This is a genomic window from Streptosporangium sp. NPDC050284 (genome assembly GCF_044459525.1).
Classification (GTDB): Bacteria; Actinomycetota; Actinomycetes; order Streptosporangiales; family Streptosporangiaceae; genus Streptosporangium.
Window position 1 is genome coordinate 235,847 of the sequence record NZ_JBITIZ010000006.1, and the last position, 18,162, is coordinate 254,008.

Annotated in this window: 6 protein-coding genes; 2 read left to right on the forward strand and 4 right to left on the reverse strand. The window is 72.6% G+C overall.

The features are described from left to right. Positions 1 to 10 precede the first annotated feature (10 nt). Positions 11 to 589: a DUF5753 domain-containing protein gene (locus ACIBH4_RS16700; protein ID WP_362766693.1), complete on the reverse strand. Its 579-nt coding sequence runs from the start codon at positions 587 to 589 to the stop codon at positions 11 to 13. Between ACIBH4_RS16700 and ACIBH4_RS16705 the strand changes: the two genes are divergently transcribed. Both ACIBH4_RS16705 and ACIBH4_RS16710 read left to right on the forward strand, forming a co-directional pair. Continuing rightward, positions 512 to 1,558: a hypothetical protein gene (locus tag ACIBH4_RS16705; RefSeq protein ID WP_362506746.1), complete on the forward strand. Its 1,047-nt coding sequence runs from the start codon at positions 512 to 514 to the stop codon at positions 1,556 to 1,558. The two genes, ACIBH4_RS16700 and ACIBH4_RS16705, sit on opposite strands and share 78 nt — an antisense overlap. Positions 1,559 to 2,008: 450 nt before the next feature. Further along, the gene (locus tag ACIBH4_RS16710) at positions 2,009 to 6,586 is read left to right on the forward strand and encodes a molybdopterin-dependent oxidoreductase (RefSeq protein WP_362506743.1); all 4,578 of its coding nucleotides are present in this window, start codon (positions 2,009 to 2,011) and stop codon (positions 6,584 to 6,586) included. A gap of 250 nt (positions 6,587 to 6,836) precedes the next feature. On the opposite strand, the gene ACIBH4_RS16715 is transcribed toward ACIBH4_RS16710, so the two are convergent. The 3 genes from ACIBH4_RS16715 to ACIBH4_RS16725 form a co-directional block, all read right to left on the reverse strand. Beyond that, entirely contained in the window at positions 6,837 to 7,046 is a 210-nt protein-coding gene (locus tag ACIBH4_RS16715) for an MbtH family NRPS accessory protein (RefSeq protein WP_362506740.1), read from the reverse strand. Next, the gene (locus ACIBH4_RS16720) at positions 7,043 to 12,715 is read right to left on the reverse strand and encodes an SDR family NAD(P)-dependent oxidoreductase (protein ID WP_362506737.1); all 5,673 of its coding nucleotides are present in this window, start codon (positions 12,713 to 12,715) and stop codon (positions 7,043 to 7,045) included. The genes ACIBH4_RS16715 and ACIBH4_RS16720 overlap by 4 nt, the downstream gene beginning before the upstream one ends. Before the next feature lie 202 nt (positions 12,716 to 12,917). Further along, on the reverse strand, positions 12,918 to 18,155 hold the full coding sequence (locus ACIBH4_RS16725) for an amino acid adenylation domain-containing protein (RefSeq protein ID WP_362506734.1): 5,238 nt from the start codon (positions 18,153 to 18,155) through the stop codon (positions 12,918 to 12,920). Positions 18,156 to 18,162: the final 7 nt, after the last annotated feature.

The window sequence follows — 18,162 nt, forward strand, 5'->3', positions numbered from 1 at the left end:
GGTTGGACACTCACGCCGGGTTGTTCGGCGCATTTGTCAGCATAGTCATGGTGTCGGCAGGGCTGAGGGCCGCTGCCCTGAGGTAGTCGAACACCGAGACGTACCGGCGGACGTCCGCGGCGTCCTCCAGGTACAGGCCGCTGGACATGTTCTCCAGGTAGATGACGTCCAGGTCGCTCGAAGCGGGAAAGCCCACGACGGTGAACGATCCGGTCATCGCCGGATGCGCCCCGGCCCGGTAGGGGAGGATCTGGAGCATCACGTTGGGGCGCCGGCCGAGCTCGTTTGACGTCGCGCAGGGTGCGTGTCCCCTGCGACAGCCACGGGCGCTGTAGATGACCTGTTGGGTCAGACGGGTGACGATCGAACAAGGACGCGATGAGCCGGTCGGCTTCGTCAACGACTGGATCGCTTCTCGCAGGACCCCAGGCAGGCCTTCACATCCTCTCCCCTCAAGGGGGAGAGGATGTGAAGAGAACCCGCTGCGGAGACCTTGGTCGGATGGACTCGGATGGACCTGCTGATGCCCGATCGCCGCGAAGTCCTCAACCTCATCGTCGGTACCCCGCTGGTCGCCGGCACCGCGCACCTGCTTGAGACGGTCGGCCGCCCGCTCAGCCGCCGCCAGGCTGGTTTCAGCACCGACACCGTCGCCGCTCTGGAGGAAGTCACCGCTGCCTTCGCGCGGCTGGAATCGGCGCACGGCGGCGCCCTGTGTCGCTCTGCGATCGTCGGCCAGCTCGCGGAGGTCATGCGCCGTATCCAAGACGGCGTCCCGGACAGTCTTCGCATCCGTGTCTTCGCCACCACAGCCGACCTGGCCGCGCTTGCCGGGTGGACCAGCCACGACGCCGGCCGCTATGGCGCCGCGCAGCGGTACTGGTCATATGCCCTCTACGCCGCCGGCGAGGCCGGGGTACCCGGTCGCGGAGCGGAGATCGTCACCCGCATGTCACACCAGATGATCTACCTGGGGCGGTTGCATGACGCGCTCGCGCTGCTTGACCTCGCAGCGGTCCGCGCGCGACGCGACGGCCAGGTGGCGGTGCAGGCGCTCGTGCAATCCCAGACCGGTCGCGTCCACGCGGGCCTCGGCCGGCCCGGCGAAGCCGCCCGTCATCTCGGTCACGCTGACGAACTTCTCGTTCAGATCACGGACAGTCCCGAATGGATCGCCTACTTCGATGACGCCGAGCACGCAGGCGCCCGAGCCGTCAGCGCCCGCGATCTCACTCATCTCGGCCATCGTGGGCACCCCGCCAGCCCTCACTTCGAAGCCGCGCTGCGGCTCCGCAAACCAGGGTTCGACCGGGTACAGACGATGGACCTGATTGGCTTGGCAGCCGCACTCCTCGACGAGGGTGACCTTGACCGGGCCGCAGCCGCCGGCCGCCAGGCACTGGAGAGCGCCGGCCTGCAGTCGGCCCTTGTAGCGGCCAGACTCAACACCCTGTTGTCCGCTGCGGACAGGCACCACACGGCCGAGATCGTTGAACTCCGCGCTCAGGCTGCGGACTTCGCGGCCCGCGCGTCGGTCACTTCGCAGGTCGCTGCTTGACCGGAGGCTTCCTGCTCGTCGAATCGGCGCGGTCACCGAGGTCTGGATGACGGCGGGGATCCCGGTGGAACGAGTGACATTCAAAACATGGGCCCGTCCCTGATGGTGATCGGCTGGCGTCGGCTCCGTGCCGACGCTTACCGGATCTCTCGGTCCGGCCCGTATTCGCGAAGAGGCGATGCCGAATCGTGGATGCTCCGCCCGGTTTCCGCGCCGGTTTCCTTGTCGGTCGACGGGCTCCCTGACGCCCGAATGCACGTCGAGGAGGGCCGCGCGTGGCCGGGGGAGATCGGCGGTGATGTGGATGTAACAGACGGACGCGGACAGATGTGACATCTACGTAACGCCTGTTTCTTATGTTTCCGTCGTTGGATCCGCCCGATGCGGCTTTGGTGTCCCCGCTGTTCGGCGGAGGGTGTCACGGGCCCCTGCTCAGGGAGAAGGGACCTAATGGCGGCGTCAGAGAAAGTGAAGACGGTCTGCTCGTACTGCGGTGTCGGCTGCGGGATCGTCCTGGAGGTGGACGGGCGGCGCCGGGTCGTCAAGGCCTCCGGCGACAAGAGCCACCCGGCCAACGCCGGTCGGCTGTGCACCAAGGGGGCGACCACCGCGGACATGCTCGCCGCCCCCGGTCGCCTCGAAAACGGGCTGGTCAGGCCGGACCGGGGCGCCGAGCCCGCGCCGACGAGCGTGGACGCGGCGATCGGCGAGACCGCCCGCGGGCTGCGGCGGATCCTGGACGAGCACGGGCCGGACGCCCTGTCGTTCTACGTGTCCGGCCAGATGACGCTGGAGGCGCAGTATCTGGTCAACAAGCTCGCCAAGGGCTTCGTCGGCACCAACCAGATCGAGTCGAACTCCCGGCTGTGCATGGCCAGCGCGGGCAGCGGCTACAAGCTGTCGCTGGGGTCGGACGGCCCGCCGGGCTCCTATGAGGACTTCGACCGCGCCGACCTGTTCTTCGTGATCGGCGCGAACATGGCCGACTGCCATCCGATCCTGTTCCTGCGCATGATGGAGCGGGTCAAGGCCGGTGCCAAACTCATCGTGGTCGATCCCCGCCGTACCGCCACCGCCGACAAGGCCGACCTGTTCCTGCGGATCAGGCCGGGCACCGACCTGGCCCTGCTCAACGGGCTGCTCCACCTGCTGGTCGAGGGCGGCCATGTCGACCACGAGTTCGTCGAGCGGCACACCGACGGATGGGAGGCGATGCCGGACTTCCTGCGGGACTATCCCCCCGAGACGGTCGCCGACCTCACCGGCATCCCCGAGGACGACCTGCGCCGGGCGGCCGAGTGGATCGGCGCGGCGGGGGAGTGGATGAGCTGTTGGACGATGGGGCTCAACCAGAGCACGCACGGCACCTGGAACACCAACGCGCTGTGCAACCTGCACCTCGCCACCGGCGCGATCTGCCGCCCCGGCAGCGGCCCGTTCTCCTTGACCGGTCAGCCCAACGCGATGGGCGGACGCGAGATGGGCTACATGGGGCCGGGTCTGCCGGGCCAGCGCTCGGTGCTGGTGGAGGAGGACCGCCGCTTCACCGAGGAGCTGTGGAACCTGCCGTCCGGCACCCTGCGCACCGAGGTCGGTCAGGGGACCATCGAGATGTTCTCCCGGATGGCCGAGGGCGAGATCAAGGCGTGCTGGATCATCTGCACCAACCCGGTCGCCAGCGTCGCCAACCGCAGGACCGTGATCGCGGGCCTGGAGGCCGCCGAGTTCGTCGTCACCCAGGACGTCTTCGCCGCCACCGAGACCAACGCCTACGCCGACGTGGTCCTGCCCGCGGCCATGTGGGCCGAGACCGAAGGCGTGATGGTCAACTCCGAACGGAACCTCACCCTGCTGCGGCAGGCCGTGGAACCGCCGGGACAGGCGCTGCCCGACTGGCAGATCATCGCCCGCGTCGCCTGCGAGATGGGCTTCGAGGACGCCTTCTCCTACAGCTGCGCGGAGGAGGTGTTCGAGGAGATCAAGCGGGCGTGGAATCCCAAGACCGGCTACGACCTGCGGGGCGTCACCTACGAGCGGCTGCGCGAGACCCCCGTCCAGTGGCCGAGTGCGCCGGAGGGCGGTGCGCGCAACCCCGTCCGCTACCTCAACGACGGCACCAGCCAGGCGACGCTGACCCGGCCCGACGGCAGCCGCCCGCGCCTCGCCTTCGCCACTCCGAGCGGCAGGGCCGCCTTCCTGCCCCGCCCGTACCTGCCCGCCGCCGAGCTGCCCGACGACGCCTACCCGTTCGTTCTCAACACCGGCAGGCTGCAGCACCAGTGGCACACCCTGACCAAGACGGGAAGGGTCGCCAAGCTCAACAAGCTCAACCCCGGGCCGTTCGTCGAGATCAACCCGCGCGACGCCGCCGAGCAGGGGATCGGCGAGGGCGACCTGGTGGAGATCGCCTCCCGGCGCGGCAGGGCCGTGCTGCCCGCCCGCCTGACCGACCGGGTCATGCCGGGCGACTGCTTCGCGCCGTTCCACTGGAACGACCTGTTCGGCGAATATCTCAGCGTCAACGCGGTCACCAGCGACGCCGTCGATCCCATCTCGTTCCAGCCCGAGCTCAAGGTGTGCGCGGTCTCCCTCACCAGGGTCGCCTCCGAGGCGTCCCCCGCGGCTCCCGAGCACGGGGCCTCCTCGGTTTCCGGGCACGCGGGGACGGTGGGACCCCCCGCCGTCCCCGCGCACGCCGGGACGACCGCGTTCCCTACGGTTCCGGGGTACGCGGGGGCGTCGGCGTTCTCGGCGTTCTCGGCGTCCTCGGAGGCCCCGGGGTACGCGGGAACCGCCCCGGAGAGTTCCCGGCCCGCCCGGATCGCCGCGCTGGCCGGCCTGCTCGGGGTGGCCGACCTGACGCCGCCGGTGCTCGCCGACCACGAGCGCCGCTACATGGCCGGTTTCCTGTCGGCGCTCGACGGCGCGGCGTTCGCCCTGGAAGGGCCGGGGTCCGCTCACGACGGTCCGGCGTCCGCGGGTACGGTCGTGCCGGTCCTGCCGGACCACGCCCCCGTCGATCCCGCCCACGCCCTGTGGATCAACGGGGTGCTGGCCGGGATGTTCTCCCGGACCCTTGCGCCGCCACCCGGGCGAGCGAGCGGCGATCCGGCGTCGCCGACACGCGACATCGTCGTCCTGTGGGCCTCCCAGACCGGGAACGCCGAGGAGTTCGCCGTCGCCAGCGCCGACAGGCTGACCGGCGCGGGGCGCACCCCCCGGCTGATCAGCATGGCCGACTGCGCCCCGGACAGCATCCCCCGTGGCGCGGACCTGCTCGTCATCTCCAGCACCTTCGGCGACGGCGAGGCCCCCGACAACGGTGTCGGTTTCTGGGAAGCCCTCATCGGGTCCGGCGCGCCCCGGCTCGACGGCGTACGCTACGCCGTACTCGCCTTCGGCGACTCCAGCTACGACGACTTCTGCGGCCACGGCCGGCGGCTCGACCAGCGCCTTGAGGAGTTGGGCGCTCAGCGCCTGGCACCTCGGGTGGACTGCGAGCCCGACGACCATTCGCGGGCCCTCGGCTGGCTTGAGCGGCTGCTCACCGCCCTCACCGAACCTTCCGTCCCGTCCTCGACGACACCTTCCGCTTCGTCCCCGGCGAGTTCGGAGCCCGAGCCCACGCGCGCGGGGCCGGGAACGACGCTCTCACCTTCCGATCCGGCCCTCTCGGGCCACGGATCGACACCTCCGGGACTTGATCCGTCTCCCTCAGCCTCCGGCCCGATGCCGGATTCCGGTCCGATGTCGGGCTCTGGTCCGATGTCAGGTCCCGGACGCACGTCAGGTCCTGGTCCGGTGTCAGCCCCCGGCTCGACGTCGTCCGGGCCTGAGCCGACGCCCCCGCGCCTCGGGATGACGCCCGCGAAGCCGGGGGCGGTGCCCTTGGGCACCGAGTCGCCGACGGGGTCCGGGAGGGCCGCGCCGTTCGGCGCGCCCCTGGCCGGTAACCGGCTGCTCAGCCTGCCGGGGTCGGCCAAGGAGGTGCGGCAGTTCACCTTCGACACCGGTGGCGAGCTGACCTACCAGGCCGGTGACGCGCTCGGGGTGCTGCCGGTCAACGGCGCCGACCTGGTCGCGGAATGGCTCGCCGTGACCGGTCTCGACCCCACCGACACCGTCGACATTCCCGACGTCGGCCCCCTCCCGTTCGGTGAGGCCCTGCGGAGCCGGCTGGAGATCACCAGGATCACCCCCGGCCTGCTCAGGTTCGTCGCCGACCGTACCCGCGACCGCGACCTCACCAGGTTTCTGCGCTCGGGCAACGGGGGCGAGCTGGCGAAGTGGACGTGGGGCCGCCAGGCCGTCGACGTGGTCGGCGAGCTTTCCGTCCGGGCCACCGCCCAGGAGTGGGCGGATGTACTCAAACGCCTGAAGCCGCGCCTGTACTCCATCTCCTCCAGCCCGCTCGTCGACCCCCACCGGGTGCGCCTGACGGTCTCGGTCGTCCGGTTCGAGAACCCGCGGGGTACGGAGCGCAGAGGGGTGTGCTCGTCCTTCCTCGCGGACGGTCCGGAGCACACTTCGGTGCCCGTCTTCGTCCAGCGCACCAGGCACTTCCGCCCTCCCGCGGATCCGGCCGCGTCGATGATAATGATCGGCCCGGGTACGGGCGTCGCGCCCTTTCTCGGTTTCCTGGACGAGCGCCGGGCGCTGGGGCACTCCGGCCGCAACTGGCTCTTCTTCGGCGAGCAGCGCCGCTCCACCGACTTCTACTACCGCGACGAACTCGACGCGTCGTACCGCGACGGGCTGCTCACCCGGCTGGATCTCGCCTTCTCCCGCGACCAGCGCGCCAAGCTCTACGTCCAGGACCGCATGCGCGAGCACGGCGGCCGACTCTGGTCCTGGCTTCAGGACGGCGCTCACCTGTACGTCTGCGGCGACGCCAGCCGGATGGCCAAGGACGTCGACCGGACCCTGCGCGAGATCGCCGTCACCCACGGCGGCCTCGGCGACGACGAGGCCGCCCTCTACGTCAAACAGCTCGCCGCGAGCAGACGCTACGTACGCGACGTGTACTGACCCCTCGCCGCCCTCGTGTTCGCGAGGGCCGATACCCGGACCAGTGGGGCGCGAGGGCCGATGCCCGGACCACCGGGGGAAGCGCGACATCCGAGATGCGCGCCGACCGGTGCGGATCGACCGGTCGGCGCCTCGTCGGTATGAGCACGCCGATGTCGTGGACGGCGGGCTCGGGTTCGAAGCGGGCGAGAAACCACGTTCGTTCCCGCCCGGAACCCGGAGGAGGACGGGAAGACGTCCCCCTATTCGGTCATTCCGCCTCTCCCGCGCTCATCGCCTCGCGCAGGCTGCGCGGACGCATGTCGGTCCAGACCTGCTCGATGTGGGCCAGGCACTCGTCCTTGGTGCCGGTGAAGCCCGCGTCGTGCCAGCCGTCCGGATTGTCGCGGCCCGAGGGCCAGATGGAGTACTGCTCCTCGTCGTTGAGGACGACCTTGGTGTCGGGAAGGGTTTCGGTCACTGCTGCTCACTCCTGCGGGGGAGGCGGGGGATCGTGGACTGGGTGGACTGGTTCGCGGCCGGGGTGGTCTCCGCCGCCGGCGTGGTGGCACGGGCCTGCTCGATCAGCGAGGTGACCCCGGCCACCGTGGGCTCCTCGAAGAGGCTGCGCATCGGCAGCCGCACCCCCAGCTCCTTGCGGATGAGGGCGATGAGCTGCACGGCGATCAGCGAGTTGCCGCCGAGCTCGAAGAAGTCGTCGTCGACGCCGATGCGCTCGCCGCCGAGCACCTCGCTCCACAGCCGGGCGATGGCGGCCTCGACGTCACCGCGCGGCGCCACGTAGTCGTCGGTCGCCGCGCCGGTACGGGGACGGTCCGACACGGCGGCCGGGTCCAGCTCCGTCTCGACCGTCTCCTGGGTGACCGACCCGACACCGGCCAGGTAGGCGGCCACCGGGGTCGCGGCGATCACCACCTGCGCGCCGAGCGGGGTGGTGAGCAGCCGGTGGAACGCCTCGGCGCCCTCGGCGGGACGGATGCCGACCGCGTCGGGGCCTCCGGCGGCCGTCGTGACCTGGCCGCCGGAGTCGGGGGCGGTGACAGCGCCGGCGACGGTGCCGGAGACGGTACCGGCCCGCTGGGCTCCGGCGTCGGCCGTCACCCCGGCCACCACGGCGTCGGTGTTGATGCGGCGCAGCACGTAGTCGGAGATCTCGGTGACGATCGTGCCTTCGGAGTCGATGAGCGTCACGTCGACCGCGAGCACCTCGTCGGTGCCGCTGTCGCGGAAGCGCATGTGGCTCCAGAACCTGCCGGGCAGCCGGTCCCTGACGGTGATGCGGCCGTAGCCGAGCGGCAGGTAGTGGCCGACGACGTCGACCCAGGTGAAGGAGGTGGCGCTGTCGAGCAGTGCCGGGTGCAGGCCCCAGCCCTCCAGGTCCTCGGACAGCTCCTCGGGCAGATCGAACAGTCCCAGGGCCTCGTTCTGGCCGATGTACCACTTCTGCATGTGACCCCAGTGGGGGCCGAGCGTGAGCAGCCCGGACAGCGGCACCCCGCCCTGCTCGTCGGACGCGAGGGTGCAGCGGTCGACGATCGCCGCCACGTCGGCGTGCCCGGTGGACCCGGCGTCGACCTTGGCCGCGGTGCCGCGCGCGTGGGTGCGCTGTTCGCCGCCGATGACGCTGCGCACCTGGAAGTCCGCGCCGTCCGTCTCGGTGCTGAACGTCACGCGTATCTCGGCGGAGGCACCGTCGGCCACCGAGAGCGGTTCGACGAACACCACGTCGCGCAACTCGATGGCGCCGGTGCCGGGCAGCACCACCTCTCCGGCGCAGCGGGCCAGCTCCAGGTGACCGGTGCCGGGCAGCACCGGCACCCCGGAGATGCGGTGCCCGTCGAGCGCCCAGTGGGTGTCGGGGGAGAGGCTGCCCCCGGCCCAGCCGAGACCTTCGCCGTCGGCCTCGTGCCAGGCGGACAGCACCGGGTGGTCCACGGCCCTGATCCGGTCGCCGCGCTGCAGCGCCACGAACCCGGCGGGTGCGGCGACCTCGGCCGCCATGCCGACCTCAAGCCACTTGCCCCAGTTGGCGGAGACGACCGTGGCCGCGCCCCAGCCGTGCTCGCCCCTGGCGTGCGCGTCGAGGAAGTTGTTGGCCGCGCAGTAGTCGACCTGGCCGAATCCGCCCGCGACCGCGGTGATCGACGAGCAGAGCACGACGGCCTCCAGGTCGAGGCCACCGAAGGCCTCGCGCAGCGCGAGCGTGCCGACCACCTTGGGCGCGAGCACCTCCTCCGCGGCGGCCCGCTCCTTGATCTCGGCCATGCCGCCGCCGGGCAGTCCCGCGGCGTGCACGATCACGTCCACCCGGCCGAACCCGGCGATCGTCTCCTCCCTCACCCTGCGCATGTCGGCGGGGGAGGTGACGTCGGCGGCGAGCACCAGGACCTCGGCCCCCGCCTCCTCCATCCTGCGGATCGCGGCGATCGCCCGGCCCGCGCGGCCGGTCTCGTGCGCGTCCCACTCAGCCCTGTCGGGCAGACCGGTCCTGGACAGCAGGACCAGCCGTACCCGGGCCCGCGCGGCGAGGTCCTCGGCGAGCGAGACGCCGATGCCGCCCAGGCCGCCGGTGATCAGGTAGACCTGTCCGTCCCGAGGGCTCGACTGCCCGCCGACCGCCTCGGCCGTCTCCGGTGAGGACGTCCCGGCCGCGGGCACCTCCAGCTGCTCGTAGTGCTGCAGCCAGCGGCGGCCGCCCCTGATGCTCACGGTGGGCAGCAGTCCCGCCTCGTCCGGTTCCGGCCTCCTGCCCAGTTCCGCGGCGGCGTGCCTGATCCAGTCGCGTCCCTCGACGTCGACGTGGCGCACCCGCAGCCACGGCGTCTCCAGCGGCACCACCCGGGGGAACCCGGCGAGGGTCGCGTGCTCGGGGCGGAGCAGGTCGCCGCCGGTGACGTCCTGCGCCCCCGAGGTGAGCAGGGTCAGCTCCACCCCGCCGGTGGAGTCGGCCGGCTGGGCCGAGGTCAGCGCCTGCACCAGCGCGAGCACACTGAAGAAGCCGCGGTCCTGAGCCCGCCAGGTCCCCTCGGTGCCGGCGGCCGGCTCGTCGCCGACGGTCCACGCGTGGACCACCCGCCCCGGCACCTCGCCCACGGCCGCCAGCAGCGCGTCGTAGTCGGCGCGCTCGGAGGGACGGACGGTGTAGACGCCGTCGGGGCGCTCCGCGGAGAACCCGTCGCCCGGCCGCACCTCGACCACCTCGGCCCCCGTCGCGCGCAGCGCGTCCACCAGCCCGGCCGAGCCGTCGTCGGCGAAGACCAGGGTGCGGGTGACCGGCGACAAAGGCGCCGGCCTCGGCGGGACCTGCCGCCACACCGGCACGCTGAACCAGCGGTCCAGCGGCAGGTCCTCCTCGACCTGCGCGTGGTTGGCCACGCCGCCGACGAACGCCCCGTGCGGGTCGGGGTCGATCCAGGCGCGCCGGCGCTCCCAGGGGTAGGTCGGCAGCGAGACCCGGTGCCCCTCCTCGCCGAAAGCCTCCAGCGCGACACCGTTCACCCACAGGGTGCCGTACGCGGCCGACAGCACGCCCACGTCGCCACCGGCGTCCTTGGGGCCGGGCAGGGAGGGCAGCGGCGCGACCGCGCCCGGCGGGGTCTGCGCCCTGGCGAGCCCCGCCAGCTGCTTGCCGGGGCCGCACTCGATCATGATCCAGTCGCCCTCGGCGAGCAGAGCCGTCACGCAGTCGCCGAACAGCACCGGCTCGCGCATGTGCCGGGCCCAGTACGACGGGTCCGTCGCCTCGGCCGCGGTGATCCAGGTGCCGGTCACGTTCGACAGGAACGGCAGGCTCGGCGCCGACCGCTCGACACCGGCGACCAGCGCGCGGAACTCACCCAGGATCGGGTCCATCATCGAGGAGTGGAAGGCGTGCGAGGTACGCAGCTCCATCCGGCCGATGCCCTCCTCCTCCAGCATGTCCGCCAGCTCGGCGATCGAGGCACCGGGACCGGCGACCACACACGTCCCGGGGCCGTTGACGGTCGCCACCGACACGTCGTCGGGCAGCAGCGGCCCGATCTCATCCGGCGCGAGCTGCACGGCGAGCATCGCTCCGGCGGGCAAGCTCTGCACCAGGCGTCCCCTCGCGGCCACCAGCCGCAACGCGTCCGGCAGGCTGAAGACCCCGGCCACGGTCGCCGCGACGTACTCGCCGATGCTGTGGCCGATCATCCCGGCGGGCTCGACACCCAGCGAGCGCCAGAGCGCTGCCAGGGCGTACTCCACGGTGAACAGCGCGGGCTGGGTCAGCGCCGTCTGCCGCAGCCGCTCGCCCGCCTCCTCGCCGGTGGCGAAGATCAGCTCGCGCAGGTCCTCGCCCAGCACGGGCCGCAGGATCTCGGCGCACTCGTCGACCGCGTCCCTGAAGACCTCCTCGGTGCGGTACAGCTCGGCGCCCATGCCCGCGTACTGCGATCCCTGCCCCGAGAACAGGAACGCCATGCTCGGGGTGCGCCGGGAGGCGGCACCGGAGATCGTCCGCTTGGGGTCGCGGAGCGCGGCGATCGCGTCGGCGACGTCGGAGGCGACCACCGCGCTCCTGCGCGACAGTTCCCTGCGCCCCACCCGCAGGGTGTGGGCGACGTCGGCCAGGTCGATGCCGGGGTGGGCCTCCAGGTGCGCGGCGAGGCGCTCGGCGGCGGCGGCGAGCGCGGTGTCGGTCCTGCCCGACAGCCGCAGCAGGTGCGCCGGGCGGGGGTCGCGCTCCTCGCGTGCCGGTGCCGGAGCCTCCTCCAGCACGATGTGCGCGTTGGTGCCGCCGATGCCGAACGAGCTGACGCCCGCGCGCCGGGGGAAGCCGTTGCGCTCCCACTTGGTGGGCGTCCCCGTCACGTAGAACGGGCTCCGGGGGAAGTCGATCTTCGGATTGGGGCTCTCGTAGTGCAGCGTGGGCGGGATCAGACCGTTCTCCAGGGCGAGCACCGCCTTGATGATGCTCGCGATGCCCGCCGACTGGCCCAGGTGTCCGATGTTGCTCTTGACCGAGCCGATGCCGCACCACTGGGTGTCGTCGGTGTCCTGGCCGAACACGCTGCTCAGCGCCGCGACCTCGATCGGGTCGCCCAGCGCGGTGCCCGTGCCGTGCGCCTCGACGTAGGTGACCGTGCGCGGGTCGACCCCGCCCACCCCGAGCGCCTGGGCGATCACCGCGGCCTGGCCGTCCATGCTGGGCGCGGAGAACCCGACCTTGCCCGCGCCGTCGTTGTTGATCGCGTTGCCCAGGATGACGGCCCGGACGTTGTCGCCGTCCTCGATCGCCTCGGACAGCCGCTTCAGCACGATCACACCGCCGCCGCTGCCCCAGATCGTGCCGGCCGCCTTGGCGTCGAAGGCCCGGCAGTGGCCGTCGGGGGAGACGATGCCGTCCTCGTCGTACACATATCCCTGGCCCTGCGGCAGGTCGAGCATCGCGCTGCCCGCCAGGGCCATGTCGCACTCGCCGTTGCGCAGGGCCTCGGCGGCGACGTGGATCGCGACCAGCGAGGTCGAGCACGCGGTGTGCAGGGTGTAGCTCGGGCCGCGCAGGTCCAGTTTGTACGACGACAGCGTGGCGCAGTAGTCGACGTGGTTGCCGACCATGACGGCGAGCCAGCCCGCGTTCGCGTGGGCCTGCGCGTTGCTCCTGATATTGATCCACTGGTAGAAGTCCGAGCCGGAACCGGCGTAGACGCCGATCTCGCCCGGATACCTGAACGGGTCGTAGCCCGCGTCCTCCAAGGCCGTGTGCGACAGTTCGAGGAAGAGCCGGTGCTGCGGGTCCCGGATCTCCGCCTCCCTGATCGACATGCCGAAGAACGCGGCGTCGAACCCCTGGTGGTCGTCGAGCATCATCGCGGCCGGTACGAAGTCGGGGTCGTCGAGAACGTGGTCGGGCACGCCGAGCGCGCGCTGTTCCTCGCGGGTGAAGTGCGTCAGCGACTCGACGCCGTCGGCGAGGTTGCGCCAGAACTGCCTGGCGTCCCCGGCTCCGGGCACCCGGCACGAAAGGCCGATGATCGCGATCGGTTCGACGGTGGGCTCCTCGGCCATGCGGGGGTCCCTTTCTTCCTTGCCGGCCGCGGTCGGCTCCGGCGCGGGGGGTTGGACGGGCATCAACTCGGTCTCCGGCGGGGTGGCCGGTTCGGTCACCGGCTCGACGGTCTGCCGGGGCGCCGGTCGGGTCAGCGGGTGGGTTCGTGGATCGGTTCGCGGTGCGGGACGTCGTGCGGCCGTCGGTCGGGGCGCCGCCCCGGTCGCGGGAGGGGGTGGGGGATGGGGGCCGGTCCGGCCGCGAAGGGCCGGAGGGGGCGGACGTCGGTTCGGGGTCGGATGCGGGGGAATCGTGCGGTTGTCAGCTCGGCTTCCTTGAGCGGTCCTTGAGGCGGTCTCGCCGCACGGCGAGCCGCCGTGCGGCGCGGTCGAGGCCGGCGGTGGGGCCTCCACCGTCGAGGTGCGCCGCGAGGGCGCGGATGGTCGGGTGGCGGAACAGGTCCACGATCGGGATCTCCCTGCCGAGGGCCCTGCCCAGGCGGGCCTGGACGGCGGCGATCGCGAGCGAGTGGCCGCCGATCTCGAAGAAGTTGTCGGCCGCCCCCACCCGAGGCACGCCGAGCACGGCCCGCCACACCTCGGCCACGGCCCGCTCGGTCGGGCCGGACACCTCCCCGCCGGCCTCGCCTCCCGGCCGGGACACGGGGCGGCGCAGCGCGGCGCGGTCGACCTTGCCGTTGGGGGTGAGCGGGAGCGCGGGAACCACGAACACCTCGGCGGGCACCGCGTGCTCGGGCAGCACCGCGCGCAGGTGGTCGAGCAATCTCGGCGGGGCCGGACCCGGCCTGCGCGGCACCGCGTAGGCGTGCAGCACCGTCTCGCGCCGCTCGTCCCGGTCGGCCACCGCGACGGCGGCGCGGACCTCGGGGTGGGCCGACAGCGCCGCCTCCACCTCGCCCAGCTCCACCCGGAAGCCGCGGATCTTCACCTGGTCGTCGCGCCGTCCGGCGATCGTCACCGTCCCGTCGGGGTTGAGGCGGCCGAGGTCGCCGGTGGCGAAGGCGTCACCGGTGAAGCGGAGCCGGGTGAGTTCGGCGTCGAGATAGCCGTTCGCCAGGTTGGTGCTGCGCACGACCACCTCGCCCAGCTCACCCACCCCGGCCCGGCCGCCGTGCTCGGCGGTCACGACCAGCTCGCTGCCCTCGATGCCGCGTCCGGCGGGGACGGGTTCGGCGCTCTCGCGCACCCCGGAGGGGATCTCGTACCAGGCGTGGGCCTGCGGGGTCTCGGTGGTGCCGTAGAAGGCCACCAGCCGGGCGGCGGGGACGAGACGGCGCAGCCGCGCGGCGTCGGCGTGGGTGAGCCGGTCGCCGCCGGTCGCCACCAGCCGCACCCCGGGCAGCATCGCGCCGGTCCCGCAGAGCATCCTGGCCAGCTGCGGGGTCAGGTGCACCACGGTGACGCGGTGTTCGCGCAGCCACGCGACCAGCCGGACGGGGTCACGGAGCAGTTCCCCCTCCGGCACGCACAGCCGGGCGCCGGTGGCGAGCGGCACGAACACGTCGCGCAGCGCGGGGTCGTGCGCCAGGCCCGACAGCAGGGCGAAGCGATCGGCGGGGGTCACCGCGAAGGTCGCCGCGTACCAGGCGACGAAGTGGGCGAGCGGTCCCTCACCGGTCACCACCGGCTTGGGATCGCCGGTGGTCCCCGAGGTGAGCGAGAGGTAGCCCCGCTCGGGGTGCGGCGCGGTTTCCGGCGGCGAGGTCTGCGGGAGCGCGATCTCCGGCAGACCCGCCAGAGGGGGCGCGCCCGGACAGCGCACTGTCGCCACGGCGCCGGCGGCGGCGGCCTGGCGGGCCAGCACCGGAGCCGGGTGCGCCGGGTCGAGGATCACCCAGCGGGCCCCGGTGGCCAGCACCCCCAGCAGCAGCCCGGGAAGCTCGGGGACCCGCGCGGCGAGCACCGCGACCGCCTGGCCGGGTTCCACCCCGGCCGCGCGCAGCGCCGCGGTCGTACGGTGGCGCAGCGCGGTGAGCTCCGCGTGTCCCAGGATCCGCCCCGCTCCCTCCACCACGACGTCGCCGTGCAGGGTGTCCAGCGGCCCGGGACCGTCCCAGACCGGCAGCGCGGCGGCCGGTTTCCCCGGGGTGAGCCGGGCCTCGCGTGTCGCCTGTCCCGGGTCGGCGAGCAGGTCGCCCAGCAGGTGCGCGTAACCGGCCAGCAGGGCGTCCATCCTGGCGGCGGAGAACAGGTCGGGGTTGTAGACGAGCTGCAGGGCGTATCCGTCGCCGCGCTCGCTGACGTACATCGTCAGGTCGAACAGCGCGCCCGGCAGCCCGGCGGGCAGCGGCTCGGTCACGCACCCGGGCAGGTCCAGCTTGGCCTCGGCGAAGTTGTACATGTTGAACAGCACCTGCGTCACCGGGTTGCGTCCCAGGTCGCGCGGGACGCGCAGCGCCTCCACGACGCGCTCCAGCGGTACGTCGCCGTGGGAGACGACCTCGGCGAGCTCGTCGCGGCAGCGTCTCACGTGCTCCTCGAACGAGACCTCGGGGTCCTGACGCAGCCGTAGCGGCAGCATCCGCACGCACATGCCGATCAGCGACTCGAACGCGACGTGCCCCCGGTCGGCGTACGGGGTGCCGACGAGCAGGTCCCGCTGCCCGGACAGCCTGGAGAGCAGCTGCGCGAAAGCGGCGAGCAGCACCGGGTACGGGGTGACCCCCAGCCGGACCGCGAGCCTCCTGACGCGGTCTCCGGTCTCGTTGTCAATCTCCGCTGTCCGGAGCGCTCCAAAAAAAGTCTGGACGGGAGGGCGCGGGGTGTCCCTGGGCAGGTCGAGCACCATCGGGGCGTCCTTCAGGTGCTCACGCCACCAGTCGACCCCGTCGCCGTCCGACCGCTCCCTCGCCCAGCGCGCGTAGTCGGCGAAGGACGCGCCCGCCGGCCCTCGGAGGTCACCGCGGTAGGCGGCGCTCAGGTCCCGGTAGAAGACGTCCTGGGACCAGCCGTCGAAGACGATGTGATGCGCGGTCACCGCGAGCACGTGGTCGTCCTCGGCCAGCCGGATCAGCCTGGCCCGCAGCAGCGGGTCGCGCGCCAGGTCGAACCGCGTCCGCGCCTCCGTTTCCAGAACCGTCTCCAGGGCTTTTTCCAGAGCCGTCTTCGGCGCGGCCCCCGGAGCCGTCTTCGGCGTGGTCTCCGGAACCGCCTCCGGCGCGGTCTCCGAAGCCGGTTTCGAGGTGTTTTTCTGAGTCGTCTCGGGATGGGCGAGCGCCGAGAGGTCGTCGAGCGGGAGCGGCACCCCGCCTGGCGGGACGACCGACACGTGGGGCACGCCGTCACGGGAGGTGATCCGCCAGCGCAGCGTCTCGTGCCTCGCCACCACCGACTCCAGGGCGCTGCGCAGCGCGCCGTGGTCCAGCGGGCCGCGTACGCGCTCGGCCATCGCGATGTTGTGGGCGGGGGTGTCGGGGGCGAGCCGCTCCACGAACCACATGCGTCGTTGCGCGGGCGACAGCGTGGGGGGCGCGGGGATCGCCGAGCTCGCCGAAGTCTTCGCCGGCGGGGTCTCTCCCGCCGGCTCCCGCGAGGGGGCGTTCTCGACGCCGGACAAGAGGGTGTTCTCGACGTCGGAGAAGGGGGCGTTCTCGACGCCGGACGAGAGGGCGCCGTAGGTGCGGGCCGTGTAGACGTCCTCGACCGAGACGTCCCTGCCGAGTTCCGCCCTGATGGCCGACACCAGGCGCATCGCCCGCAACGAGTGCCCGCCGCGCTCGAAGAAGTCGTCGTCGGGGCCGGGGGGAGGCGCGTCGAGCACCCGCGCCCAGATCCCCGCCAGCCCCGAGAGCCCGGCCGCGCCGCCGGTCGTACCCCCGGCAGTGTCCCCAGCAGTGTCCCCAGCCGCGTCCCCAGTCGTGTCCCCGTCCCCGTCCCCGCCCCGGTCGCCGGTCGTGTTCCGGGAGGCGCCCGGGGATTCCCCGGCGAGGTCGCGCAGGGCGGCGAGGTCGACCTTGCCCGAGGAGTTCAGCGGCAGGACGGGTACGTGCACCACGCGGGTGGGCAGCATGTAGATCGGCAGCCGTCCCGCGCAGTGCACCCGCAGGGCCGCGAGCCCGGGAGCGTCCAGTGGCGCGACGTAGGCGACCAGCTCGCCGGGGGCGTCGACCACCGCCTGCGTCACCTCGGGGTGCGCCCGCACCACCGACTCGACCTCGCCGATCTCGACCCGCTGTCCCTGGATCTTCACCTGCCGGTCCAGCCGTCCCATGAAGGCGATCCGGCCGTCCTCCTGCCAGGCGACGTGGTCGCCGGTGCGGTAGAGCCGCGCGCCGGGCGCGGACTCGAAGGGGTCGGGTACGAACCTCTCGGCCGTCATGCCGGGCAGGCCCAGGTAGCCGCGGCTCACCTGAGGCCCGCCGATGTACAGCTCGCCGGGGACGCCGACGGGACACTCGCGCATGTCCTCGTCCAGGACGTGCGCCCGGCAGCCGCGCAGGGGGTACCCGATCGGCAGCGAACGCTCCCAGGTCCCCGACAGCTCGGTGCCGACCACGCAGACGGTCGTCTCCGTGGGGCCGTACCAGTTGTGGAAACGGGTGTGCGCCGACCAGCGGGCCACCTGCTCGGGGCCCGGCGGCTCTCCGGCCGTGATCAGGTCGCGCAGGTGCGGCAGCCGGGCCGGGTCGACCAGCGGCAGCAGCGCGGGCGGGATGAACCCCCAGGTGACGTCGTGCGCCTCCAGGAACCGTTGCAGCCGGGCCGGGTCGGTCCTGTCCTCGTCCGGCACCAGCTGCACGCAGCCGCCCACGGTGAGCGGCGCGAGCATGTCGAGCACCGAGACGTCGAAGCCGAGCGCGGAGAACGCGATCGACCGGCATGTGTCGTCCAGGCCGAAGTGGGCCGTCGCGGCGGAGGCGAACGCGACCGCGGAGGCGTGGCTCACCACCACGCCCTTGGGCCGTCCGGTCGATCCGGACGTGTACAGGACGTAGGCGGCGTTCCCCGGCAGCGCCGGGCCGCCGACGCTCTCGCCGCCACCTCCCGGACCCGTTACGGCCGGGGGCCCTGAGGTGATTGCGGAAGTAATTTCGGACACGGCCGCGGCGCCCGTCTCCGGCTCGACCAGGGGGCGCCCGCATCCGTCCAGCATCGCGCGGCCGTGGTCGTCGGCCACGACGACCGCGATGCCCGCGTCGTCGAGGACCTCGTCGAGTCGCCGGCGTGGATGCGCGGGGTCGAGGGGGACGTACGCGCCGCCCGCCATCATGATGCCGAGGGCGGCGACGGTCATCAGCGGTGTGCGCCTGGCGCAGAGCCCGACCCGATCCTCAGGGCCCACCCCGAGGGCACGTAACCGCAGCGCGAGCGTGGTGGCGGCGTCGACCAGGTCGCGGTAGGTGAGGTCGGCGTCCCACTGGCGGATCGCCGGCGCGGAGGGCGTCCGCGCCGCCTGGGCGGCGATCAGGTCGCACAGCAGCGCGTCCGGGGCGAGGTGGGGTGGCCCGGTCGTCCAGGCGACGGGGGCGGGAGCCGGTGAGGTGAATGACGGACCGTGCAAAGAGGCGGACGACGAGTCCCCCCGCATCGCTTCGAGCATCCACCCC